Below are 24,277 nucleotides of genomic sequence, written 5' to 3'. Positions count from 1 at the left end.
GCTTATATCGAATTTTCCCATAAGGAGTTAATATGAATACGTTGCATAACGACAGCTTCCAAAAGCGTCATATCGGACCACGCGCAGAGGATTTGAAGTCCATGCTCCAGGCCATCGGTGTGGGCTCCTTGGATGAACTGATCGAAAAAACCGTTCCCCCTTCCATTCGACTGACTTCGCCGATGAATTTGCCCCCGGCCATCGGTGAATATGAGATGCTCGCTGAACTGCGTGCTTTAGCGGCAAAAAATAAAATTTACAAGTCGTACATCGGGCAAGGCTATTATGATACGATCACGCCCGGCGTAATTCTGCGGAACATACTGGAAAACCCGAGTTGGTACACACAGTACACGCCGTATCAGGCTGAAATCGCGCAAGGCCGCCTGGAAGCGTTGCTGAATTATCAAACCATGGTCATGGACCTCACCAAAATGGAAATTGCCAACGCTTCGCTCCTGGATGAGGGTACGGCTGCGGCGGAGTCCATGCACATGTTCCATGCGTCCGCCAATGAAGGTACCGGCAATAAATTTTTTGTTGCCTCGTCGTGTTTTGCGCAAACGATAGATGTGATGAAAACACGCGCCAATCCTTTGGGCATCGAAATCGTGGTCGGCGATCATACGACGTTTAAACCTTCGAAAGAATATTTCGGCGCGTTGATCCAATATCCCGCAGCGGATGGCGCGATCTATGATTACGCCGCATTTACACAGCAATGCCACGAACAAGGTATTTACGTCGCCGTAGCGGCGGACATATTGGCCCTCACGCTGTTAACACCGCCCGGTGAATGGGGTGCGGATGTCGTTGTCGGATCCACGCAGCGTCTGGGTGTTCCTATGGGTTACGGCGGACCGCATGCGGCTTTTTTTGCGACGAAAGATGAATTTAAACGTAAGATGCCGGGTCGTATTATCGGGGTGACCATTGATGCGAATAACAAACGTGCATTACGTATGTCGTTGCAGACACGAGAACAGCATATTCGCCGTGAAAAGGCGACGAGTAATATTTGTACAGCGCAAGTATTGTTGGCCAATATGGCCGGTATGTACGCAGTTTACCACGGTCCCAAAGGGATGAGGGAAATCGGCTTACGCGTTCACAATCGTGCCGTAACACTTGCCGGTGCGCTCGTGTCCGCCGGTTACCGTCAGTTGAACGCGGTGTATTTTGATACGATCAAAATTGATACCGGCGATGCCAAAACGTATGATGCGATTCGAAGCGCGGCACTGGCAGCACAAATCAATCTGTGTTACCACGGATCGCAAACAATCACGATCGCCGTGGATGAGACGACCGGTGCAAAAGATATAGAAATTCTGACACAAATTTTTGCTAAAGCGAAATCCGCTTCGGTCACTGTAAAACATTCGGATTTACAAACGCCGTCGTGGGGTAAACCATTTGTTCGTCAAAGCGCTTACCTTACACATCCGGTATTCAATACGTATCACAGTGAAACCGAAATGCTGCGATACATCAAATATTTGGAATTGAAAGATGTGTCGTTGGCCAATTCGATGATCCCTCTCGGTTCGTGTACTATGAAACTGAATGCGACCACCGAGATGGAACCGGTAACCTGGGCCGAGTTTGGCGGCCTGCATCCGTTTGCTCCGTCGGATCAAACGGCCGGCTATCAACAGCTTTTTAGCGAACTGGAGTCGTATCTTAATGCGATCACCGGATTTGCCGGTACTTCGCTGCAACCCAACGCGGGTGCGCAGGGCGAGTATACCGGTTTACTTGTGATCCGTGAATATCTGAAAAGCATCGGCCAGTCGCATCGTCATGTCGCATTGATCCCGTCCTCGGCGCACGGCACGAACCCTGCGAGCGCCGTGATGGCCGGAATGCAAGTCGTCGTCGTAAAATGCGATGATATGGGAAATATAGATGTGAAAGATTTGCGCGCTAAAGCCGAGCAATACAAAAATGAACTCGCGGCTCTGATGGTGACTTATCCTTCGACGCACGGTGTATTTGAAGAAGCCATTCATGAAATATGCGAGATCATTCATGCCAATGGCGGCCAGGTTTATATGGATGGTGCAAATATGAATGCACAAGTCGGCCTTACCAGTCCGGCAATGATCGGCGCGGATGTGTGCCACCTCAATTTACATAAAACATTTTGTATTCCGCACGGCGGCGGTGGCCCCGGCATGGGTCCGATCTGTGTTGCCAAACATCTTGTTCCATTTTTACCGGGTCATGCGGTAGTCAAAACAGGTGGTAATAAAGCGATGACGGCGGTTTCGGCAGCGCCATGGGGCAGTGCCAGCATTCTCCTCATATCATACGTGTACATCCGTCTGATGGGCGCGGCGGGATTGACCGATGCGACCCAATATGCCATTCTCAACGCCAACTATATTCGTGCACGTCTCAAAGATCACTACGATGTGCTCTACGTCGGGAAAAACGGTTTTGTAGCGCATGAGATGATCATGGATACACGCGGGTTTAAAACAACCGCCAATATCGAAGTAATTGATATGGCCAAACGTCTGATGGATTACGGATTTCATGCGCCGACTGTTTCGTTTCCGGTGGCCGGTACGCTGATGGTGGAACCGACAGAGTCCGAACCCAAATCCGAGCTGGATCGTTTTTGTGAAGCGATGATATCCATACGCAATGAAATTCGAGAAATCGAAAATGGTCAAGCGCACAAAGAAGATAACGTGCTCAAACATGCACCGCATACGGCTGAAACGGTGGTTTCCGATACATGGACGCACGCTTATACAAGAGAAACAGCAGCGTTCCCATTGCCGACGTTGCGTACCAATAAAATATGGCCTTCCGTCGGCCGCGTCAATGATGCGTACGGCGACCGCAATCTGATTTGCAGTTGCCCGCCGGTAGAATCGTATGCATGACACGATTTAAATAACAGATATTCGAAAGCTCCGAAAACTAATTTCGGAGCTTTTTTTATCGAAGCTTGCCATCACCTGAAGACAAAGCTATAAGATTATTGGTTAATACTTCACAAGCACTAAAAATTGTATATAAACCGTCTATAAAAATTAGAAATCAGAGATCGGGTATTCGTTATTATTAGAAATAATGATGAATATATATTTTTCTATTGCGCGAATAGGACAAAACGTCTATATTGGCGTCCCATTTGGCAATATAAGTGTAATAATTTCAATAAGGAGTTCACGATGCCGGTCAAAGCGTTTCCCTTTGATAAAATTGATGCATCGATCGAAAATGTCTACGAAGCCGTGATCGTTGCGGCGCGTCGTGCACGTCAGATCAATGACGAACAAATGATACATGTGCGCACGTTGACAGAAGGCGATGAAGCTATGGATGGTGAAGAAGTAAAAATTAACCGCGATGATATTTTAGATTTGGAAAAACTTCCCAAACCTGTCGCAACGGCGTTGGATGAATTGCTCGCTGGTAAAATCAAGCACGAATATCTCAATCGCGAAGAAGAATAACCGCGTTTTACAAAAGTTTCGATGCAAATTCCAAATGCCGGTATAACGCCGGTTATTTGGAATTTGCCGTTTATGGATGATACAGCAAACCTCTGGCATGATGGCAAACGATTCTGAAAAATATTCCGGAAAGAAAATACTGATCGGTATTACCGGTGGTATCGCGGCATATAAGATCGCCGAGCTGATCCGTTATTTTGTCAAATCGGGTGCGGAAGTGCGCGTGGTCATGACCAAAAATGCTACGGAATTTATTACGCCGCTGACGATCGAAACGCTTTCCAATAACCGCGTTACAACCGATACGTTTCCGGGACACGATGCGCATTATCCTGAAATGTGGGGTACGCATCATGTCAATATCGCCCAGTGGCCGGATATCATGCTGATCGCACCGGCCGGCGGTAATGTGATCGGTAAAATCGCTTCAGGTATTGCCGATGATGCACTGACGACTATCGTCATGGCTTGTTCCAAACCCGTAGCGTTGGCTGTTGCGATGAATGATCGCATGTACACCAATTCCATTGTTCAACAAAACATCAAAAAATTGCGTGACCACGGTTATCATATTATTGATCCGGGTAACGGCTTTTTAGCTGAAGGTTATGAAGGTGTAGGGCGCCTTGCCGAGTTTGAATCGTTGATCTGGGAAGCGGATAAAATTTTGCTGGGCACAAATGAACTGAAGAACAAGCGCGTTTTGATCACCGCCGGACCGACCCAAGAGCCGCTTGATCCGGTGCGTATTTTGACCAATCATTCCTCGGGTAAAATGGGTTACGCCATCGCTCGTGAAGCGGCGTTGATGGGCGCTGAAGTGACGTTGATTTCGGGTCCTACCGCACTTCCGGTGCCGCCGGGTGTGTCGGTGATGCAAGTTACGACAGCCGATGCTATGGATAAAGCCGTGCGTGGGCAGTTTACCAAACATGATGCGTTGATTATGACCGCTGCGGTCGCCGATTTTAAACCGGTACGACAGGAAAAACAAAAAATTAAAAAAACCGACGCGAAAAATATTACTTTAGAATTGACACGCACGCCGGATATTTTGGCGAATATCGGCAAACAAAAAGGCCGCCGATATGTCGTGGGATTTGCTCTTGAAACCGATCAGGAAATAGAAAATGCGCAGCGCAAATTGCATGCAAAAAACCTGGATTTTATTGTAGCCAATAACCCCAAAGAACAAGGTGCAGGTTTTAATACCGACACCAATATCGTAACAATCATAGATAAAAATAGTATTCTGCGCTGGCCCAAAATGAGCAAAGCGCAAGTCGCCCGGAAGATTCTCGAAAAAGTTGCAAAGGAGATATAAAAAGTATGTCAGTTCGTGTTCGTTATGCCCCAAGCCCTACGGGTTTCCTTCACATCGGCGGTCTTCGCACAGCCTTGTATAATTATTTATTTGCACGTCATCATGGCGGAAAATTTATCTTACGTGTCGAAGATACGGATCGTACGCGCCTGGTCGAAGGCGCTGTGGATGATTTTATGAATATGCTGGCGTGGGCCGGCATACAAGTTGACGAAGGACCAGGCATCGGCGGGTCATTTGGCCCCTATTATCAATCCGAACGCCTTCATTTATATAAACAGTATGCGGAGCAATTGCTCACGGAAGGTAAGGCCTATCGCTGCTTTTGTACGGCGGAACGTCTTGATCAAATGCGTAAATTTCAGGAAAAATCCAAACTCCCTCCCAAATATGATCGCACGTGTTTGCGTCTATCCGCAGAGGAAGTTGAGAAAAAAATCGCGGCCGGAGAGCCGCACACTATTCGTATGCGTGTGCCGGATAATACGGTAATTCGTTTTAAAGATCATATTCGCGGCGATGTGGAGTTTACTTCCGACAACGTGGACGATCAGGTATTGATGAAATCCGATGGGTATCCGACGTACCATCTTGCCAATGTCGTGGACGATCATCTTATGGAAATCACCCATGTGATTCGCGGAGAAGAATGGGTTTCCAGCACGCCGAAGCACGTTCTGCTATATCAGTATTTTGGCTGGAAAGCGCCGGAGTTTGCTCATCTTCCGCTCCTTCTCAACTCCGATCGCAGCAAAATGAGCAAACGCCAAGGTGATACCGAGGCGCGCGCGTATCCGCCCAAAGGTTATCTGCGCGATGCGCTGGTCAATTTTATTGCTTTGCTGGGTTGGAATCCCGGTGATGATCGCGAAATTTTTTCGATGGACGAACTGATCAAAGAATTTTCGATCGAACGTATTCACAAAGCCGGTGCCGTGTTTGATATTCAAAAGTTGAATTGGATCAACACGATGTATATTCGAAAACTTTCGGATGATGAAATCTATGCGATCCTTAAACCGGATTTGGAAAAAGCGGGTTATTCCGATTATCCCAAACAATATGTTTTGCGTGCGATAAGCTTGATGAAAGAACGCGTCAATTTTATATCCGAAGTGTTGACGTTTTCGAGTTATTTTTTCCGCGATCCCGATACCTATGATCCGGAAGGAGTACGCAAACGCTGGACACCACAGGCTCAAACCTATTTGACGGAATTGGCCGGCCGCTTAGAAAATACGCCGTCATTCATTCATGCGGACATCGAAGCCGTATTTCGCGGTTATTCCGAAGAACTCAAAATCAAGGCCAGTGAACTTATTCATCCGGTACGCATTGCGATTTCCGGAATGACTCTTGGACCGGGATTATTTGAACTTCTTGAAGTGATCGGTAAGGAAGCCGTCATACGCCGTATGCGTCGCGCTATTGATGTATATGATCGCATCGTCGGTGAAGCGCAATCTGCGAAATAAGAAACGGTTATGATTCGATAATGTAAAACCGCATTTTGTGTTGAAGATTTTGTAATTCAATAACCCGGCCCATAGGTCGGGTTATTTGATTTTATGCACACGCATGAGACCTTGTCTCATGCTAAGCAAAAAAATGTTATTGTTTAGCTTTTCAGATACGTACATTGATGCGGTTTTCAATTTAAAAAAAATTATGGAAAAATCTATAGCACCCGAAAATCCGATTCACGTTTCTTCGCAAACGGACACCAAAACTGCCGCACTTACCGTGCATGACAATAAAATCGCCATGCGTTGGTCATTGTTTATCGGATTTGGAATGTTTGCGATGAAGATATACGCTTACTTTATTACCGGTTCCGCTGCGATTCTTTCGGATGCGGCAGAGTCGGTAGTTCACGTTCTGGCGGTATCCTTTGCCGCGTATAGCCTCTGGTTGAGTACGCAACCCCCCGATAAAAATCATCCCTACGGGCACGATCGTATCAGTTTTTTTTCGGCCGGATTGGAAGGTGCAATGATCGTGATGGCGGCGCTGTATATTATTTACGAATCGGTGATGAAATGGATTCGCGGATTGGAAATCAATAATATTGAGTCGGGCACGATGTTCGTAGTGATAGCCACAGCCGTCAACGCGGCCTTGGGTTGGTATCTCGTTCATAAAGGTAAGAAGAATCACTCGCTGATTTTGATAGCCAATGGCAAACACGTTCTGACCGACAGTTGGACCAGTTTCGGGGTGATTTTCGGATTAGTGTTAACAATGGTGACGGGATGGTTATCGTTTGATCCGATCGTGGCTATTTTAGTAGCGCTCAATATTTTATGGTCGGGAGGCAAATTGATACGTCAGGCGTTTGGCGGATTGATGGATGAAGCCGATCCGGAGACGCAAACCAAATTAGAATCTATCCTGCAAGCGGAAACACAAAAGTACGGAATTCGTTTTCATGATTTAAAGCACCGCAGTTCAGGAAATCGGATCATCATTGAGTTTCATCTTTTGTTTCATGAAAGCTTGACGATCGTGCAGGCACATGCCCAGGCTACGGCTATCGAAAAAGTTATCGCCGATACATTTCCGATAGAAACAGAAATCACATCGCATCTGGAACCTATCGAAGGCCACAACGAAGCGCATATCACAAGTACAAGAATGCGAAATGGAAAAAACGAATAAGGAGAGAACCGATCAGGGTTCGATCTGAGTGTGTAAGCCGATTTCCTCAAGTACGCTGCTGACCCGCAAACATTCCCCTAAATCACCTTCATAAACGACGGCTTTTCCTCGGGTATGCACTTCCCATGCGATAGCTTCGGCTTTTTGAGCGGTACACCCGATGGCTTTGATCACCTGAGCGATCACTTCATCAAAGGTATGGATGTCGTCATTGAAAAGGATGACACGTAAAGGATGATCTAACGTGGTTGATTCGGAAACTTCATGTTCCGTTTGGGTGGCGATTGCCGTAATGGGTTTCATAATGAGGAATCTATTAAAAAACTAATCATCATCCAATAAGAAATCCGGATTCATCATCCGGATTTCCTGAAGAACGATTTTTGAATAAGCGCTTACAAATTAAATTCCGGTCGGAAGTCTTTGATGGACGCTTGCTTTTTCATGCTTTCGACCCAGTCGCGATAAGCACGTTGTTGTTTTGTGCTTTGCAATTGGCGACGTAGATCATTCCGGGCATCGCGGAATTGGGATTCGTTGATATCATCACGAGTAGCGACAAATGCAATGTAGGCACCGCGATTGCCTTTGATAGCTTCACTCAGTGCACCGACGGCGGTACTAAATAACACACCGTTGATTTTAGCGTCACGGCCGACACCGATGATGGAGTTATTCATCGTAAAATTAGTCAGATCGCGTACAGTCAATGTAGAATCAAGTGCCTTTAAGTCAGCCAGCGAGTTGATTTTGGAACGTAACTCCTGAGCTTTTTGATAGGCCATCGTCATGCGTTTTTCTTCCATCACCGTATTGCGAACGCGTTCTTTGACGGCTTCAAAAGGTTGAATACCTTTATCGGTGCGCGAAACGATTGCAAAAATTGTAACGCCGCGTCCGGTTTGATGCGGGCGATGGACCGCACCGACTTTTTCGGTAAAGGCAAAACGTGTCACGTTTTTCATGCGTTCGGCAAAACCGGCAACGATACCGTTTTCATTATTGACGATGTCCAGCGTCGTGTCGGGCGTTAGGTTAAAGCGTGATGCGTATTTTTCGAGCGCTTTGTCAAATCCGTTATCTTTGGCTGTTTCATAAAATGCGTTGGCATTCTCACGGGCTGTCTCGATCGTCGTCTGGCTGGCTTCCATGCGAATAAGAATATGGCGCGCCAAGACACTATCACGGTCTTCGGCTTCGCCGGCTTTTTTCGCACGTGTTTTTTTATCTTTGACAAAACGCGTGGAGTCAATTTTAATAATGTGATAACCGAAAGACGTAATTACAGGGCCGATCACATCACCTTTTTTGGCGTTGAAACAGGCTTCTTCAAATTCACGAACCATCGCTCCTTTGGTAAACCAACCGAGCGAACCGCCTTGTTGATTGGCCGCACGATCCACCGAATTGAGTTTGGCTAATTCGGCAAAATCTTTACCTTCGAGAACTTGTTTTTTTACTTCATTGACACGTTCGATGACTTCAGCGGAATCTTCTTTGGTAGCTTCCGTGCTGAACGAAACAAAAGCAAGGCGTGCTTTTTCTTCCTGTTTGTAATCATCTTTGTGGTTGTCGTAATACGACTGCGCTTCCGCATCGGTCACTTGTACGCTGGATGCGGGAATATCTGCGGGGCTAAAAAATACAATCTGACCGTTCAGCTTGATATTGCGGCGGGCATACTCTTGACGCAATTCGCTTTCGCTGATACGAGGTGAGGTAGCAATCATAGCCTGAAGCTTATTGTACGGCATTTGCATACGCAGCATTTGTTCGACCTGCGCCCATTCTTTGGCGTACTGAGGATTATTGAGCGCTTGCTGGTATTTATTCATATCAAAGTTACCGTCGGTCAAAAACGCAGGTGTGTTTTTGATAAACTCCGGAGGATTGTTGCGCAATTCAAATACCACTTCCGTATCGCCGACCGCAACATGATTTTCTTTCATGTATTCGCGCAGCAATTTTTCTTCGACGATTTGGTTCCAAATCTGGTCGCTGAGTTGCTCCATCTCCGCATCGGTCAACGCTTCGCCGTCTTTTTGGGCGCGGGCATTATTCATCTGGTTGTTATACACGGTAGCAAAGTCGGCGTAGCGAATATCCTCACCGTTGATTTTGCCGATCGTGCCGCGGGATTTATTGGCGATGTCAGTGTAGTTGGCGCCCCATTCGATCACGATCAGGGCGATAAAAAACACGATCAACGCATAGAGTAACCAGTGCGTTTTTTCACGAATCCACGTCATCATACGAGCATTTCTCCTGCAATAACTTTATAGTCAATTTGATAATTATTTACGGCTTCATATTAAAGCTGGGCAAGATAGGCCAAAACCTCAATAAATGCAATTCTTTTTCCTATTTAGAGTTGTTTTATAAAGCGGATGAAAAACCGGCAAAAAACATGGAGAAATATGAAAATATCTCGCCATTTTAGGGTTAGGAAATAAGTACGTAGAACTACTTGTATTGTACAATCGCCCAATAAGCTGTTGATTCTGAGGTCTCATAACGGTATTTTAAAGCGTTCAAGGCATATCTTTCGGTTTTCTCAACATACATTCATTAAACATGCGCTACTTGTTTTCTTTCCGTAATCATTGGTTTCGACACATCCGCCGTTGGGTTATTTTGTCATCGGTTTTTTGTGCCGGTATGGTTTATAACGACGGATGGACTCAGCAAGAGGGCATTGAAGTTTTAAAAACCGCCATTCAGGGAGTGGCGTATGATTCCGGTAAAGTCAATCTGATGCACGATCTGGCATTCCAATATCTGGAAGTGGATCTCGACTCGGCCGAATATTATATCCGCAAATCCGAAGAACTCAGCCGTGTTTTTAAATACAAATTTGGTGAAGTCAAGGCCGTCAATTATCTCGGTTACGTTTTTGAGCAGCGAGGCCGGGTAGATGACGCCAAGCGTCTCTATGGCGATGCATTGAAAATGGCGATGAATAATAATGATACGGTCGGTTTGTCGCGTGCTTACAATAGTCTTGCCGGCATTGCCATGATCGGCGGTAAATACCGTGAAGCGTTGGGTTATTACGAAAACATGTTGGGTGTGTATCAGGGAAGAGCAGATTTACAAAGTCAGTCTGTCGCATACAACAATATCGGCAACGTGTATGTAGAAATGGGCGATCATGAGGAGGCTTTGGAATATTATTTCAAATCGCTCAAAATTGCCCAAGAAGCCGGCGACCAAAAAAGCCTAGGCACATCGTATATCAATCTCGGTAATGTTTTTTTGGAGCAATCCAAATATGTTGAAGCGTTAGAGTATTATCAGAAGTCGTTGGAAATACAGGAAAAGATAGGTTCCCAATCCGGTACGGCACTTTGTTTTCTAAATATCGGTTCTGTTTATGAAAAGCAGGAACGCTTGGATAGCGCTTTACATTTATATCGGAAAGCATACGGGCTGTATAAGCAGCTGGATAATAAATCCGGCGTGGCGTGGACATTGGTAAGCCTTGGCGACGTACACAATCGAAAAGGAAATTATGCGGAGGCGGCGACATACCTGCGCCAATCACTCGAAATGGCAAAGTTTGTGAAAGATCTAACCGCCGAAGGTAATGCGTATGTCAGCTTGGCTCAAAATTATAAAAAACTCAGAATGTACGATATGGCCTTGCAATACGCAGGAATGGGGCATCAGATTTACCTTGCATCGGGTAATCGCAATCGTATTCGTGATGTACGCCTTGTGTTTTCGGAAATCTATGAAGCGATGGGGTATTTGCCGCAGGCATTGACTTGGTACAAGGGTTACATCGCGATCAAAGATTCTTTACAGAGTGTAGAAGCAAACCGTAAAACAGCCGAGCTTCAGTTGCTCTACGATTCCAAGCGTAAGGATCAGCAGATCGCACTTCTACAGCGTGATAGTACGATCAAATCGCTTGAAATCAGTCAGAGTAAAATTGTACGCCATTCGCTGATCGGCGGGTTTTTGGCGCTAATCGTGGTTTTGGTGTTACTGTGGCAACGCTATCGCGTCAAACGTCAATCGGAAGAATTGCTGAATGCCAAAAATGCCGAATTGACGAAAATAAACAGTGACCTCGAAGAAGCGCTGCACAATGTCAAAGAGTTACGCGGCATGTTTCCTATTTGTGCCAACTGTAAAAAAGTGCGCGACGACCACGGATTTTGGAGCCAAATCGAAACGTATCTTCAGAAACATACCGATGCGGAGTTTACCCACAGTGTCTGCCCCGAATGCCTTAACACACTTTATCCCGAATTTGTTAAACGTGCCAAAGAAGCGGAATAGTGTAAGATCGTTATTCCATTTCGAATAAATTTTTCTCCTTCTTTTGATTATCCTCCCTGACGTATTTACTTCCAAATTTTTTCTTAATGTTTTAAGGTCGGCGTTTATTTGAAAGTCTATTTCTTCTTCTGATGTAGCGCGAGTTTGCAACTTAATACAGTGGCTATTATGCTTTTTATTTAAAAGTAAGATAACGCAATTTTGTTTAATACGAGCCCTTTTGTGAATAAGGGATTATACGAGTATATACCAAAACCATAGATTTTGGAAGAACTATAGACGATGAGGTTCTCAGTAACTTCGTAAGTATCAGTTATTGAAAAATAATTCTTGACAAAATAATCAATAATGAATATATATTAACCATCAATTGATACTAAGTCTCAATTTCAATTAAATAAAATAAATAATCATTATAATTACATAAAAACATGACAATTATCATTGAGAACTGTTCTCAATTATTAGATAATATGAAAATAAATTTTGTTTTCTTTATTTCCAATATTGAGACTGAATCTCAATTTCAATTGTAACCAATTAAATAATAACCGAGGATTGTTTTATGAAAACGTTTTTTTGGGGCCTGATTTTGACATGGTGTGGATTTAATGCATTAACTGCTCAGGATCGTATTTTTAACTACACGTACCAAAGTAATGTGCTCAATGTCGGCCAACGTGAAGTCGAACCTTGGGTCACCTTCAAATGGGGCCGCGAAAAATTTTACAGAGCATTTGAAAATCGCATCGAATATGAACTCGGCTTCGCTAAAAATCTTCAAACGGCGTTTTATATCAACGCAAAAACATCGGCGGCTCAGACCAATGACTCGACAATAGAAAATGCAACCGAACTGAGTTTTTCTAATGAATGGAAATACAAAGTATTTGACGCCGTGGCCGATCCGGTAGGATTTGCATTGTATGGCGAATACGGTATCGGACGCAATGAGATCGAAATCGAAGGCAAGTTGATCTTTGATAAGCGTATCGGGAATTCCATTCTGGCACTCAACCTTGTCGGTGAACTGGAATTTGAAAAAGAAGCAGAACACGGTGAGATCGAAAACGAAAAAGAAACGGTTTACGAATTGGATCTCGGCTATAGTTACCGCGTTCGCAACGGATTGTACTTGGGTATTGAAGCCCGCAATCACAATGAAGTGGTCGAAGGCAAGTGGGAACATTCCGCGCTATTTATGGGTCCTACACTGAGCTACACGATGGAAAATTTTTGGGTCAATCTGACTATCCTGCCGCAGATTAAAGCGCTAAAAGGTGCCACCAAAAACGGTTTGGTATTGGATGAACATGAGCGCCTCGAAACGCGTCTGATCTTTTCTTACATATTCTGAGCACAGCCATGAAAAAATACTTTTTTTGTCTTTCGCTGCTGCTTATGCCTAGTTGTGCACCGGCGCTCTATGTACCGAGCGCCGCTACAACGAGTGATCCCGCCGAACTTACGGTTTTGAACGAAGGGCGCGCGATGTATGTGCAGCATTGCGGCAGTTGCCACAGCCTTTTTGTACCATCGGATTTTTCCGATGAAGCATGGGAAGCGCATCTGGATCAAATGCAGACGCGTGCTAAAATTTCCGATCATCAAAAAGAACGGATTTTAAAATATCTTACCAGCTATAAAAAACCGGAGAAAAAATAATGAGTACGCATCGTTTTGTGGCGATCAATTATATCACCTGCAACGATACTTATCGCGAACGGTTTGAAGAACTTTTCAGTTCACGCGCGCATGCCATTGACCGCATGCCGGGATTTGTAGATATGCAGGTTCTCAAACCCGATCAACCGGGCGAGCCGTATCTGATTGTGAGTCATTGGGATAGCAAGGAAGCGTTTGATACCTGGACCCAATCGCCGGAATTCATCGAAGGCCACAAGCGCGGATTTGCCGATGTACGTGCTGCCAAAGCGCGCGGAGAAGCCGCACCTATGGAGTCCAAATTTAAAACCTACGCGGTGATCGCGCGATGAATTTTACGAATCGCTGGCCGTGGGCCAAAAAACTCGGTATCATCGGTTTTTTGTTTTTTTTAATCAAAGGCGTATTGTGGCTCATTGTGCCCATGGTCACGGTATGGGTGTGCAACTAGTATCACTAAAATGACGGATTTACCGAATGGCTGATTGTCATCACCGCATCGTCCAACAAAACGAGTTGGGCTACGTCTCCGTCTGCGAAACGTGCGAACGCATACAGGTCGGTTTTGGTACGGCGCTGGCTAATTTTACACGGCGGGAATTTTCCGATTTCAGAGAACGTATTATTCGTGAGCGGAGGGCTCTGAAATCGGAACCCAATCCGCGCGAGAAAAATATTTTCATCGAAACTTCTTCCAGGGCATGGCATTTGGCGCTCACGAGTTCGGAGCTTTCTAAACTGACGGATTTATTGGAAAAAGCGGATACGGTACTGAGTTTGACAAGCCAACGCACGACGTATTATAACTGAGGGATCAACGATGAAACCCGATTGCTGCAAAAACTATAAGAAAAAAGGGAAGGCTTGCCGCGAATGTCCCGTACTGGCCAAGCTGCGGGAGCGCCATGCCGATCTGCGTCGCAAAGAAGTATTCGAATACCTTCAAAATCTCAAAAGAAACCGTTTCGTGTGCGAAGTATCGTATGAATCTTAATTACTGATGGTCTCTAGTCAAAACACACCGTATTTAATTTCTATCTTATATCTCACTCACACAGCGCGTCGAAAAAACATCAAACCTCCGGTTGACATCCTGAAACAGATTATGTACGTTTTCTGTCACAACGGTATATTCTCTCACGCCGATCATGATCTTATGAAGTGATAAGTTTTTACTACAGTTAAAAATACATATAAATATATATATATGTAAAAATTTTTGACCATAAAGAGAAAAAATGATCTCAATATATAAAATAAAACCCGGTTTTCAGAAACTCCTATCACCGATTCTGGTCGGTCTTCACAAAATCGGAGTAACAGCCAACCAAATAACTTGGTCATCCATTTTCCTTTCGTTGCTGATTGGAATTGCTTTTTGGTTTGCTGATGCTTATCGGTTTTTGTTTCTTGCATTACCTTTTGGGCTTTTGGTTAGGATGGCTCTTAATGCCCTTGACGGCATGATGGCTAGAACTTATAACCAGCAAACAAAAGAAGGGGAAGTATTAAACGAGCTTGGCGACGTGATTTCAGATGTGTTTATTTATTTTCCATTATTGGTTTTTGAAAAACAGATCATTTATTTAGTTGTCCTATTTATGAGCCTTAGTATCATTAATGAATTTGCAGGACTTATTGGAAAAGCGTTGTCTGGGGAGCGGAGATATGATGGCCCTATGGGTAAAAGTGACAGGGCCTTTGTAATGGGAATATACGGCGTATTTTCATTTCTAAGCATAGACTTTAAACTGTATTCGAATTGGTTTTTTTCAGTAATCATTATATTGCTTGTAATAAGTACAGCCATCAGAATTAACAAAGCGCTGAAAGCAACATGAAAGAAGTATTTCACTTACAATTCATAGACAACAACGAATTACTCATCGTTGTTGCGCTTATTTTTGGCATTTTAACTTTTGCTTCACTTTTGTTTTTTTTAATCGGAAAAATAAATCCAAATGCCAACCTACAAGAGTTGAAAACCAGGACGAAATCGTGGTGGATCATGGCCTCTGTATTCATTGGAGCTACCATTTTTAACACTAACATTTCATACGTAGCAATTGCTTTCTTGTCATTTGTGGCATTTAGGGAACTATACTCTTTGGTTGGATTTCGTCAGTCTGACCGAAGGGCGATTTTTTGGGCATTCGTGTCTATTCCGATTCAATACTACTTAGCGTATATCGGTTGGTATGGAGCATTCATTATTTTCATTCCTGTAGTCATGTTTCTTTTGCTCCCGCTTCGTCTCGTTCTTAAAGGTGATACCGCCGGAATTACCAAATCGATGTCGGTGCTTCAATGGATACTGATGCTTACAGTATTCGGACTTAGTCACATGGCTTATTTGCTTTCACTTCCAGAAATAGAAGGTTTTAACTCTGGCGGCAGAGGGTTATTATTGTTTCTGGTTTTTCTGACCGAAATAAATGATGTTATGCAGTTTACGTGGGGTAAGCTGTTAGGCAAATACAAAATCATTCCCAAAGTCAGTCCTAATAAAACGTGGGAAGGTTTAGTTGGCGGGCTCATTTGTACGACAAGTATAGGATATTTACTCGCATTTTTGACTCCATTAAACAACTATCAGGTTTTGTTAGTTAGTTTTATGATTGCGCTTTCAGGTTTCATTGGAGACATCGTAATGTCGTCAATTAAGCGCGACGTGGGTGTAAAGGATACGGGTTCGGCAATTCCTGGTCATGGCGGCGTATTAGATCGTATTGACTCATTAGCCTATACGGCTCCAACATTTTTTCATCTCGTTTATTATATCGCATACTAAATGCAAAAAATCGTACTCCAGCTTATTTACAGCTTTTTGATTCGTTGGTTTTTGAAATTAATCGTTGGCGTAAAACTTGATGATTCAAAGTTTTTGCTTAGCGAAGAGCAATTTATCATCGTTGCTAATCATAACAGCCATTTGGATACCATGAGTATATTGGCCTCGGTTCCAAGAAAAATAATTCACAAAATTAAACCGGTGGCGGCTCAGGATCATTTCGGTAAAACGAAATTCCAAGAAAAATTGAGTAACTTTTTTATCAATTCACTTCTCATACAAAGGAAACGAGACTTAGAGAATCCGGATAATGACCCAATCATTAAGATGATAAGAACCTTAGAAAGGGGGTATTCATTGATAATTTTCCCCGAGGGGACAAGAGGTGAACCGGAAAAGGAACAGCCCTTAAAGCCGGGTATCGGATTTGTTCTTTCACAACGACCCGACATAACATACGTGCCTGTATTCATGACGGGTTTGGGAAAAGCAATGCCTAAAGGTGATAATCTCATCGTACCGTTTAGTTCGTCATTGACATTCGGAAAACCGACGAAAATTCAGACTGCTAACATACGGGATATATTAAGGCAAATTCAAAATGACTTTGAAACTTTAAAAAACTCAAACAATCAAACGCCAATTATCAAAAATGGTTATGAATCAGTTAATTCTAGATCATGAGCAGCATTCGATTCCTAGCCTAGCCACATCCCATAATTTCTATATCAGATTGACGTTATTGACATCCTAAGCTAATCTTCTGCTTAAACAAACAAAGAACTCTAATCTTCACATGACCACCGATCTAAAAAAATTTCTCAGCCGGTATGCGGACTTCTCGGAAGCGGAATTGGAAAACATTGCCGGAAAGTTCAAAAGCCAGAGGCTTCGAAAGAATAGTTATATGCTGCGGCAAGGTGAAGTGTGCAGAAATATCGTGTTTGTTCAAAAAGGCTGTTTGCGTTTATTTTATCGAAAAGACGACGTAGACGTATCCGTCTGGTTTTCTTTTGCGCAATCCTCCGCGATCGAGATATACAGTTTTATCAGTGAAAATCCGTCCGATTATTACCTGCAAGCCATCGAAGAGAGTGAAGTACTCTACCTTTCCAAGACCGAACTCAAAAAACTCTACGTGCGTCATCCGAACATGCAACAGATGATGCGTAACTTTTGGGAAGATGTCATTCTTAACCTGATCAAACGATTTACGGCGCTTCAGACCGATTCGGCCGAAAAAAGATATCTGGACCTGCTTGGCAAACCGGACTTTTTAGGAACGATCCCGCAAAAATACCTCGCTTCCTTCATCGGTGTTACCCCCACCTCGCTAAGCCGTATACGACGGCAAATCACCCGAAAACATAAATTGTCCTAAGACAACTTTTTTAGATCAAAAAGGTTGTAGTTTAATATTGTCATTTTGAGCGGACAGGGTTATGTCGTTTCAGACATACGGGCATAAAATTTTTATGATACCGCTCAAGGTGCATCCCATGCGATAGGACAAAACAGGTATTCTAAACATATAACCGAAGGAGATTCGTATGTATAACTTTTCGTATTTCAAAGAAAAAGAACGGCAAGTAATACGGGAGTTTATGGAAGGTAATCCGTTTGCCTTTTTGACAGGTAGTTTTTTGTCCGGGGTCCAAGTGGGAACGCAGATTCCGATTTTGTTCGAAGAGCGCGACGGAGAGTTGTATTTGCAAGGGCACATCATGCGAAATACGGACCACCACAAGGCTTTGGTCGAAAATCCGAATGCTCTGGTTGTTTTTACAGGACCCAGTACGTACGTGAGTGCCTCGTGGTATAGTAATCCTCAAATCGGTTCGACCTGGAATTATATGAGCGTGTATATCAGTGGGAAGATGAAGTTCATGTCGTCGGAGGAGTTGATCCGGTTTATGCGAAAGTTTACGCTGAAATTTGAAAAAGGCAACACGCAGTCACAGACTATTTATGATAATCTGCCCGAATCCTTCTTGAATAAAATGATGCCGGCTATTGCCGGATTTGAGATCAAAGCGGATACGTTAGATAACGTGTTTAAGCTGAGCCAAAATCGGGATGAAAAAAGCTATATGAATATCATTTCCAAACTTGAAGCGCAAGGCGGCAATAGTGCGCTTATCGCTCAAGAAATGATCAAAAGAAAATCGGAATTATTCCCTCCCGGCGTTGCATGGGATGCCTCGAAATTTGATTCGTAATCTTACTAATAAACGAGAAAACACCATAAGGTCATGGAGATAAAAAAACTCACTGCCGATGAAGTGTCGGACTTCAAAAGATTAATTGAAATCTTCAAAGATGTTTTTGAAAATGATGAGGATATTCCTCCAGTGGATCATTTACGGCGGGTGCTTTCCAATCCGGATTTTATGGTGTTTGTCGTCCTGAGCGGTGGCAATGTGGTAGGCGGCCTGACGATCTATGTTTTGCACCGATACTACAGTGTGAAACCGGAAGCGTATATCTATGACGTAGGCATTTCGCCGGAGTTCCAAAGAAAAGGTTTAGGGAAAGCTTTGATCACGAAGGTGTGCCGTTATTGTCAAGTGAACGGATTTGAAAACGCATACGTCGAAGCCGAAGGTGATGATACCGATGCGGTTAATTTTTATAAAAAAACGGCTTTCAGTTACGAAATGGATGCGATACATTTCACATATGCGTTAAAGTAATAGAGCGCATCTGCAAAAAAACACCAACCGGCATATGGTGATGTTGTACAAAATTAGATATGTATACAACGCAGTTGCTTTCAAACAATAGAATCCGAGCTTCTCTTAAAAGTTCATATACCAGGCGTTTGTTAGTCGTCGGAAAAAACTTTGATGAATAAGTCCTTTTTGAGTATGAATTCATTTTTGTTCAAATTTTTTTCAAATTCATAACATGAAAATTTTGTTAACCGGTGTAACCGGATACATTGCGAAACGACTGTTGCCCGTTTTATTGGCAAACGGGCATGAAGTCATATGTTGCGTAAGGGACAAAAATCGATTTAATGAAAAAAATTATTCGAACCCGAATATCTCAGTCGTTGAGGCGGATTTTTTAAATGCAGAAAGTTTGCACGTAATACCAAGAAATATAGATGTTGCTTTTTATCTCATTCATTCCATGTCAACACAAAGCGGTGATTTTGAAAAAATGGAGCAACTCTGTGCATTGAATTTTAGACATTGCATGATTTCAGCAAATGTTAAACAAGTCATATATCTTAGCGGGATCAGCAACGCAGAACAGTTATCAAAACACCTCACCTCACGAAAAAACGTGGAAATGATTTTATCCGGATCAAGTTTTGCGCTCACCACGCTTAAGTCGGGAATCATAGTTGGCTCAGGAAGCGCTTCATTTGAAATTATTCGTGATTTGGTGGAGAAACTTCCGATTATGATTACTCCGAGATGGTTAAAAACCAAATGCCAGCCTATTGCTATTCGTAATGTGATAGAATTTTTAATCGGAGTAATAGGCAAATCAGAAACATATAATAAGAGTTATGATATCGGCGGCACGGATATTTTAAGTTACAAGGATATGTTGTTGCGTTATGCAAAAATACGCGGCTTAAAACGACATATTGTGATCGTTCCGGTAATGACTCCACGGGTTTCTTCTTATTGGTTATACTTTGTTACGGCTACATCTTATGCATTAGCAAAAAATTTAGTGAACAGTATGAAAATTGAGGTGACCTGCAAGCCTAATAATTTGGCCGAAGTGCTTGGGATTAAGCTTATTGATTATGACACATCCATACGATTAGCCTTTGAAAAAATAGAACAAAATCAGGTGCTTTCAAGTTGGAAAGACGCACAAACCACCAGTCTTCTAAGCCCGGGGTTGACTAAATTGATTGAGGTACCTGTTGAAGGATGTTATAAAGATATTCGTTCTATTGCTTTAGCAAAACCCGATGCAGCACTTAATAAAATCTGGGCTATCGGAGGTAAAACGGGTTGGTATTATTGTAACTGGCTTTGGGAGATCCGTGGTTTTTTAGATCAACTTTTTGGCGGTGTAGGTATGAGGAGAGGGCGAAAAAGTGATACAGAAATATATGCCGGCGATGCTCTTGATTTTTGGCGTGTTCTTTTGTCAGACAAAGATGACAGAAGGCTGTTACTATATGCAGAAATGAAATTGCCGGGAGAAGCCTGGCTTGAGTTTAGCATTGATAAAAATAACATTCTTACCCAAACAGCAACCTTCAGACCTTTAGGTGTATTGGGGCGCATATATTGGTATACTGTTTTTCCGTTTCATGGGCTGATTTTTAGAGGTATGATCAATAAGATCGCCGAACATTGAAGAAGTTTGTTTATTCTTGTTAATCTCAGAGCATTATCGACGGCCTTGGTAGAGATAGAAAAATTTTTACTCAAGCGCATGAAACATCATCCATCCCAATATATATAATATATAATTGCCGGCTCATTACATTATATGATAAACGCCTACCATAGTTACCTTCAACCGCCGAATTGATTTAAAGTCATGACTTAAATTTATGTTTTTGCTTTGATGTCAGCGAGTCGAAATTAATAAGTAATGAGGTTTAACAGGGATATGGATACGGCAACATGGGCGGCGTGTCTACAAAGATCAAATCAAGTATACGACATCACGTCATGATTCATTTTTAAACAGAGAAACCTAACTATACGCTAAGTCTTTATTTCACAACGAAAATTATTTTAAAAATTTTCATATTTTCTCTTGACATGCGACCCTCTTTCGTATATATTTGCAAGCCTTTTTAGATACTCAACCTGCCTCAGGTTTCCGCGGAAGCGGAGTTCGGATGCGCAGGCAATGATAAAAAACCCCCAGGTTTTCTGTCAAATAAGAGTAAAAACAGAGTTTGTTACAGTATAACTACTAAATAACAGTTTAGCAGGAAGTGCATTAATGCCAACGATCCAACAGCTTATTCGCAAAGGCAGACAATCCAAGACTTGGAAAACGAAGTCACCCGCTTTGCAGGAATGCCCCCAGCGTCGCGGCGTCTGTACGCGCGTGTATACGACAACCCCCAAGAAGCCTAATTCGGCCCTCCGTAAGGTAGCCAAGGTGCGTCTCTCCAATGGTATCGAAGTGATCGCCTATATTCCCGGCGAAGGCCATAATCTCCAGGAGCACTCGATTGTGCTTATCCGTGGTGGTCGTGTGAAAGATCTCCCGGGTGTGCGCTATCACATCGTTCGTGGTGTTTTGGATACGCAAGGTGTTCAAGATCGTAAACAAGGTCGTTCCAAATACGGCACCAAAAAAGGTAAAGAAGGCGCCGCTAAGAAGTAATCTTAGATATAAAAGTTTGATATAGAGGAAATATGTCGAGAAGAAAAAGAAGTCCCAAGCGCCGCATTCCGGCGGATCCCAAATTCAACAGCGTCTTAGTCACGAAGATGATCAATGTGATCATGTGGCAAGGTAAACGCGGTGTTGCCGAATCCATCCTGTATGATGCGATGGAAACCGTCGAAAAGAAGACCGGTAAAAACGGTTTGGAAATCTTGGAAAAAGCGATCAAAAACGTCGCTCCGCTTTTAGAAGTACGCTCCCGACGCGTCGGTGGCGCCAACTATCAAGTGCCCGTCGAAGTGCGTGCCGAACGTCGTCAAACATTGGCTTTGCGTTGGTTGATCGGCTATTCCCGTGAACGTGCCGGCAAAAGCATGGCTTCTAAATTGGCGGATGAAATTTTAGCCGCGTCCAATAACGAAGGCGCTGCCGTCAAAAAACGTGAAGATGTGCATAAGATGGCCGAAGCAAACAAAGCGTTTGCGCACTTCCGCTGGTAATAGTCAGAAATAGAAAATACGAATAACAGGAACTTATAAATAAAATGCCCAGATCAATTTCGTTAGAAAAAACACGCAATATCGGCATCATGGCTCACATTGATGCGGGTAAGACCACGACGACAGAGCGTATCCTTTATTATACGGGCGTTCTGCACCGTATCGGTGAAGTGCACGATGGTGCGGCTACCATGGACTGGATGGAGCAAGAAAAAGAGCGTGGTATCACGATCACTTCTGCGGCAACTACATGCTTCTGGAAAAATCACCGTATTAATATTATAGATACGCCTGGCCACGTTGACTTTACTGTGGAAGTAGAGCGCTCGTTGCGTGTATTGGACGGTGCGATCGCGTTGTTCTGTGCAGTCGGCGGTGTTGAACCCCAATCGGAAACGGTATGGCGTCAGGCTGATAAATACGGCGTTCCCCGTATCGCGTTTGTCAATAAAATGGATCGTATCGGTGCCGACTTCTTCAACGTCGTTAAGATGATGAAAGAACGTCTCGGTGCGCATCCGGTGCCGATCACCTTCCCGATGGGCGAAGGTGATATGTTTACGGGTGTGATTGATTTGATCGACATGAAAGCAATCGTATTTGACGAGTCTTCCCAAGGTATGCGCTGGGATGTGATTGAAATTCCCGCTGATTTGAAAGAAAAAGCGGACAATGCGCGCCAGTTCATGCTTGAACAGATTGCGGATTACGATGAAGTCCTGATGGAAAAATATCTCAATGGTCAGGATATTACAAAACAAGAAATTCAAAAAGCCATTCACGCCGGTACTTTGCAATGCAAAATCACCCCGGTACTTTGCGGCTCATCTTTCAAAAACAAAGGCGTACAGCGCTTGCTGGATGCCGTTCTCGAATACTTGCCCAATCCGCTTGAAGGCGGTAATCTCAAAGGTCATAATCCGGATGATCACACGCAAGTGATTGAACGCCGTATCGATGACAGTGAAAAATTCTGCGCTCTGGCATTTAAAATTATGACGGATCCTTATGTCGGCAAATTGACATTCATCCGTATTTATTCGGGTATGCTCAAAGCCGGTTCGTATGCGCTCAATGTTACCAGCGGTAAAAAAGAACGTATCGGTCGTGTGCTTCAGATGCACGCCAACCACCGTGAAGATATTGACGCGTGTTACGCAGGCGATATCTGCGCAGCTGTCGGTTTGAAGTTTACAAAAACCGGCGATACGCTCAGCGCGGAAGATTCTCCGATCCTTTTAGAAAAAATGGAATTCCCTGAGCCGGTGATCGAAGTTGCGATCGAACCCAAGACCAAAGCCGATCAGGAAAAACTTTCTGAAGCGCTTAGCAAGCTTGCCGAAGAAGATCCGACATTCCGTGTTTCGACTAACGAAGAAACCGGTCAGACGATCATCAAAGGTATGGGCGAATTGCACCTTGAAATCATCGTGGACCGTATGTTCCGCGAGTTTAAGGTGGAAGCGAACGTCGGTAAACCGCAAGTAGCTTATAAAGAAGGTATCACTAAAAAAGTTGAAGCCGAAGGTAAGTTTGTTCGTCAGTCCGGTGGTCGCGGTCAGTATGGTCACGTCTGGATCGAAGTCGAACCGAATGAAGCCGGTAAAGGTTTTGAATTTACCAACGGTATTGTGGGCGGCGTGGTTCCTAAAGAATATATCAAGCCTACCGAAGAAGGTATCAAAGAAGCGATGAAGAACGGTGTGATTGCCGGCTTCCCGCTCGAAGACGTCAAAGTTAAATTGTTCGACGGTTCATATCACGATGTGGATTCCAGCGAAATGGCGTTTAAAATCGCCGGTTCGATGGCCATCCAAGCGGCCGCTAAAAAAGCCGGCCCGATCATCCTTGAGCCGATCATGTTTGTGGAAGTAGTTGTACCCGAAGATTATCTCGGCGCCGTAATGGGTGATCTTAACTCCCGTCGCGGTCAGATCATGGGTATGAATCAACGTAAAGATGCACAAGTCGTGCACGCGCACGTACCGCTCGCCGAAATGTTCGGTTATGCTACGGCGTTGCGTTCCGCGACACAAGGTCGTGCGATTTATTCGATGCACTTCCATCACTATGATCCGGTGCCGCGTGCTGTCGAAGCGCAGTTGCTTGAAAAAGTAAAAGCTTAATATAAATAGATATCCACCAGGAGACTTAACCATGGCAAAAGAGAAATTTAACCGTTCAAAGCCGCACGTGAATGTGGGCACGATAGGCCACGTGGATCACGGTAAGACGACATTGACGGCAGCGATCA

General features: G+C 43.8%; 24 protein-coding genes. 22 read left to right on the top strand and 2 right to left on the bottom strand.

All coding sequences use genetic code 11. The annotated features are described in order from the left end of the window. The first annotated feature begins 32 nt into the window (after positions 1–32). From gcvP to HUU58_11490, 5 genes are all read left to right on the top strand, one after another. Entirely contained in the window at positions 33–2,897 is a 2,865-nt protein-coding gene (gene gcvP, locus HUU58_11510; GenBank protein NUN46298.1) for an aminomethyl-transferring glycine dehydrogenase, read from the top strand. A gap of 291 nt (positions 2,898–3,188) precedes the next feature. Continuing rightward, a complete protein-coding gene (gene rpoZ, locus HUU58_11505; GenBank protein NUN46297.1) occupies positions 3,189–3,473 on the top strand; it encodes a DNA-directed RNA polymerase subunit omega in 285 nt (94 codons plus the stop codon). Between the two features lie 100 nt (positions 3,474–3,573). Beyond that, a complete protein-coding gene (gene coaBC / locus HUU58_11500) occupies positions 3,574–4,797 on the top strand; it encodes a bifunctional phosphopantothenoylcysteine decarboxylase/phosphopantothenate--cysteine ligase CoaBC (protein NUN46296.1) in 1,224 nt (407 codons plus the stop codon). Continuing rightward, positions 4,794–6,272, top strand: a complete 1,479-nt coding sequence (locus HUU58_11495; GenBank protein ID NUN46295.1) for a glutamate--tRNA ligase — start codon at positions 4,794–4,796, stop codon at positions 6,270–6,272. The genes coaBC and HUU58_11495 overlap by 4 nt, the downstream gene beginning before the upstream one ends. Positions 6,273–6,465: 193 nt before the next feature. Further along, positions 6,466–7,455 carry a cation transporter gene (locus HUU58_11490; GenBank protein NUN46294.1) on the top strand — a complete coding sequence of 330 codons (990 nt, stop codon included), beginning with the start codon at positions 6,466–6,468 and terminating at the stop codon, positions 7,453–7,455. Positions 7,456–7,467: 12 nt separating this feature from the next. Here the strand turns inward: HUU58_11490 and HUU58_11485 are convergent, their stop codons facing one another. Further along, complete coding sequence (locus tag HUU58_11485) at positions 7,468–7,758, bottom strand: ATP-dependent Clp protease adaptor ClpS (GenBank protein ID NUN46293.1); 291 nt, start codon at positions 7,756–7,758, stop codon at positions 7,468–7,470. A gap of 92 nt (positions 7,759–7,850) precedes the next feature. Further along, positions 7,851–9,707, bottom strand: a complete 1,857-nt coding sequence (locus HUU58_11480) for a SurA N-terminal domain-containing protein (protein ID NUN46292.1) — start codon at positions 9,705–9,707, stop codon at positions 7,851–7,853. 322 nt (positions 9,708–10,029) lie between these two features. On the opposite strand from HUU58_11480, the gene HUU58_11475 reads away from it, so the two are divergent. From HUU58_11475 to HUU58_11395, 17 genes are all read left to right on the top strand, one after another. After that, on the top strand, positions 10,030–11,742 hold the full coding sequence (locus HUU58_11475) for a tetratricopeptide repeat protein (protein NUN46291.1): 1,713 nt from the start codon (positions 10,030–10,032) through the stop codon (positions 11,740–11,742). A gap of 565 nt (positions 11,743–12,307) precedes the next feature. Next, positions 12,308–13,099: a hypothetical protein gene (locus HUU58_11470; GenBank protein ID NUN46290.1), complete on the top strand. Its 792-nt coding sequence runs from the start codon at positions 12,308–12,310 to the stop codon at positions 13,097–13,099. An 8-nt stretch (positions 13,100–13,107) separates the two neighbouring features. Further along, positions 13,108–13,407, top strand: a complete 300-nt coding sequence (locus HUU58_11465) for a cytochrome c (protein ID NUN46289.1) — start codon at positions 13,108–13,110, stop codon at positions 13,405–13,407. Further along, complete coding sequence (locus tag HUU58_11460) at positions 13,407–13,739, top strand: antibiotic biosynthesis monooxygenase (protein NUN46288.1); 333 nt, start codon at positions 13,407–13,409, stop codon at positions 13,737–13,739. Before HUU58_11465 ends, HUU58_11460 begins: the two co-directional genes overlap by 1 nt. A gap of 145 nt (positions 13,740–13,884) precedes the next feature. Continuing rightward, a complete protein-coding gene (locus tag HUU58_11455; protein NUN46287.1) occupies positions 13,885–14,217 on the top strand; it encodes a hypothetical protein in 333 nt (110 codons plus the stop codon). 10 nt (positions 14,218–14,227) lie between these two features. Next, the gene (locus tag HUU58_11450) at positions 14,228–14,401 is read left to right on the top strand and encodes a hypothetical protein (protein NUN46286.1); all 174 of its coding nucleotides are present in this window, start codon (positions 14,228–14,230) and stop codon (positions 14,399–14,401) included. Between the two features lie 244 nt (positions 14,402–14,645). Further along, positions 14,646–15,248 (top strand): CDP-alcohol phosphatidyltransferase family protein, encoded by a 603-nt coding sequence (locus tag HUU58_11445; GenBank protein ID NUN46285.1) that lies wholly within the window; start codon positions 14,646–14,648, stop codon positions 15,246–15,248. Beyond that, entirely contained in the window at positions 15,245–16,198 is a 954-nt protein-coding gene (locus tag HUU58_11440; GenBank protein ID NUN46284.1) for a phosphatidate cytidylyltransferase, read from the top strand. Before HUU58_11445 ends, HUU58_11440 begins: the two co-directional genes overlap by 4 nt. Beyond that, positions 16,199–16,882 (top strand): 1-acyl-sn-glycerol-3-phosphate acyltransferase, encoded by a 684-nt coding sequence (locus tag HUU58_11435; GenBank protein ID NUN46283.1) that lies wholly within the window; start codon positions 16,199–16,201, stop codon positions 16,880–16,882. A 112-nt stretch (positions 16,883–16,994) separates the two neighbouring features. Beyond that, positions 16,995–17,579, top strand: a complete 585-nt coding sequence (locus HUU58_11430; GenBank protein NUN46282.1) for a Crp/Fnr family transcriptional regulator — start codon at positions 16,995–16,997, stop codon at positions 17,577–17,579. A gap of 169 nt (positions 17,580–17,748) precedes the next feature. Continuing rightward, positions 17,749–18,417 (top strand): FMN-binding negative transcriptional regulator, encoded by a 669-nt coding sequence (locus HUU58_11425; protein NUN46281.1) that lies wholly within the window; start codon positions 17,749–17,751, stop codon positions 18,415–18,417. Positions 18,418–18,450: 33 nt separating this feature from the next. Continuing rightward, the gene (locus HUU58_11420; GenBank protein NUN46280.1) at positions 18,451–18,891 is read left to right on the top strand and encodes a GNAT family N-acetyltransferase; all 441 of its coding nucleotides are present in this window, start codon (positions 18,451–18,453) and stop codon (positions 18,889–18,891) included. 214 nt (positions 18,892–19,105) lie between these two features. Then, complete coding sequence (locus HUU58_11415; protein NUN46279.1) at positions 19,106–20,530, top strand: SDR family oxidoreductase; 1,425 nt, start codon at positions 19,106–19,108, stop codon at positions 20,528–20,530. Positions 20,531–21,130: 600 nt separating this feature from the next. Continuing rightward, positions 21,131–21,520, top strand: coding sequence for a 30S ribosomal protein S12 (locus HUU58_11410; protein ID NUN46278.1), 390 nt, complete (start codon positions 21,131–21,133; stop codon positions 21,518–21,520). 32 nt (positions 21,521–21,552) lie between these two features. Beyond that, positions 21,553–22,023: a 30S ribosomal protein S7 gene (gene rpsG, locus HUU58_11405; GenBank protein ID NUN46277.1), complete on the top strand. Its 471-nt coding sequence runs from the start codon at positions 21,553–21,555 to the stop codon at positions 22,021–22,023. Between the two features lie 44 nt (positions 22,024–22,067). Then, positions 22,068–24,149: an elongation factor G gene (gene fusA / locus HUU58_11400; GenBank protein ID NUN46276.1), complete on the top strand. Its 2,082-nt coding sequence runs from the start codon at positions 22,068–22,070 to the stop codon at positions 24,147–24,149. A gap of 31 nt (positions 24,150–24,180) precedes the next feature. Beyond that, positions 24,181–24,277: hypothetical protein (locus HUU58_11395; GenBank protein ID NUN46275.1), on the top strand; the 97-nt coding region annotated here is incomplete at its 3' end.

It is taken from the genome of bacterium (genome assembly GCA_013360215.1).
Classification (GTDB): Bacteria; CLD3; CLD3; order SB21; family SB21; genus JABWCP01.
The sequence above is the reverse complement of the archived record's forward strand: the minus strand, read 5'-3'. Positions and strand labels throughout refer to the sequence as shown.

What these genes read in the sequence shown, in the direction of transcription:
- HUU58_11440 (NUN46284.1), top strand. Translation starts at nt 15,245, where the DNA reads ATGAAAGAAGTATTTCACTTACAATTCATAGACAACAACGAATTACTC.
- HUU58_11470 (NUN46290.1), top strand. Translation starts at nt 12,308, where the DNA reads ATGAAAACGTTTTTTTGGGGCCTGATTTTGACATGGTGTGGATTTAAT.
- HUU58_11435 (NUN46283.1), top strand. Translation starts at nt 16,199, where the DNA reads ATGCAAAAAATCGTACTCCAGCTTATTTACAGCTTTTTGATTCGTTGG.
- HUU58_11480 (NUN46292.1), bottom strand. Translation starts at nt 9,707, where the DNA reads ATGATGACGTGGATTCGTGAAAAAACGCACTGGTTACTCTATGCGTTG.
- HUU58_11415 (NUN46279.1), top strand. Translation starts at nt 19,106, where the DNA reads ATGAAAATTTTGTTAACCGGTGTAACCGGATACATTGCGAAACGACTG.
- HUU58_11460 (NUN46288.1), top strand. Translation starts at nt 13,407, where the DNA reads ATGAGTACGCATCGTTTTGTGGCGATCAATTATATCACCTGCAACGAT.
- fusA (NUN46276.1), top strand. Translation starts at nt 22,068, where the DNA reads ATGCCCAGATCAATTTCGTTAGAAAAAACACGCAATATCGGCATCATG.
- HUU58_11465 (NUN46289.1), top strand. Translation starts at nt 13,108, where the DNA reads ATGAAAAAATACTTTTTTTGTCTTTCGCTGCTGCTTATGCCTAGTTGT.
- HUU58_11475 (NUN46291.1), top strand. Translation starts at nt 10,030, where the DNA reads ATGCGCTACTTGTTTTCTTTCCGTAATCATTGGTTTCGACACATCCGC.
- HUU58_11490 (NUN46294.1), top strand. Translation starts at nt 6,466, where the DNA reads ATGGAAAAATCTATAGCACCCGAAAATCCGATTCACGTTTCTTCGCAA.
- HUU58_11410 (NUN46278.1), top strand. Translation starts at nt 21,131, where the DNA reads ATGCCAACGATCCAACAGCTTATTCGCAAAGGCAGACAATCCAAGACT.
- coaBC (NUN46296.1), top strand. Translation starts at nt 3,574, where the DNA reads ATGGCAAACGATTCTGAAAAATATTCCGGAAAGAAAATACTGATCGGT.
- rpsG (NUN46277.1), top strand. Translation starts at nt 21,553, where the DNA reads ATGTCGAGAAGAAAAAGAAGTCCCAAGCGCCGCATTCCGGCGGATCCC.
- HUU58_11450 (NUN46286.1), top strand. Translation starts at nt 14,228, where the DNA reads ATGAAACCCGATTGCTGCAAAAACTATAAGAAAAAAGGGAAGGCTTGC.
- HUU58_11445 (NUN46285.1), top strand. Translation starts at nt 14,646, where the DNA reads ATGATCTCAATATATAAAATAAAACCCGGTTTTCAGAAACTCCTATCA.
- HUU58_11425 (NUN46281.1), top strand. Translation starts at nt 17,749, where the DNA reads ATGTATAACTTTTCGTATTTCAAAGAAAAAGAACGGCAAGTAATACGG.
- gcvP (NUN46298.1), top strand. Translation starts at nt 33, where the DNA reads ATGAATACGTTGCATAACGACAGCTTCCAAAAGCGTCATATCGGACCA.
- HUU58_11430 (NUN46282.1), top strand. Translation starts at nt 16,995, where the DNA reads ATGACCACCGATCTAAAAAAATTTCTCAGCCGGTATGCGGACTTCTCG.
- HUU58_11485 (NUN46293.1), bottom strand. Translation starts at nt 7,758, where the DNA reads ATGAAACCCATTACGGCAATCGCCACCCAAACGGAACATGAAGTTTCC.
- HUU58_11455 (NUN46287.1), top strand. Translation starts at nt 13,885, where the DNA reads ATGGCTGATTGTCATCACCGCATCGTCCAACAAAACGAGTTGGGCTAC.
- HUU58_11420 (NUN46280.1), top strand. Translation starts at nt 18,451, where the DNA reads ATGGAGATAAAAAAACTCACTGCCGATGAAGTGTCGGACTTCAAAAGA.
- rpoZ (NUN46297.1), top strand. Translation starts at nt 3,189, where the DNA reads ATGCCGGTCAAAGCGTTTCCCTTTGATAAAATTGATGCATCGATCGAA.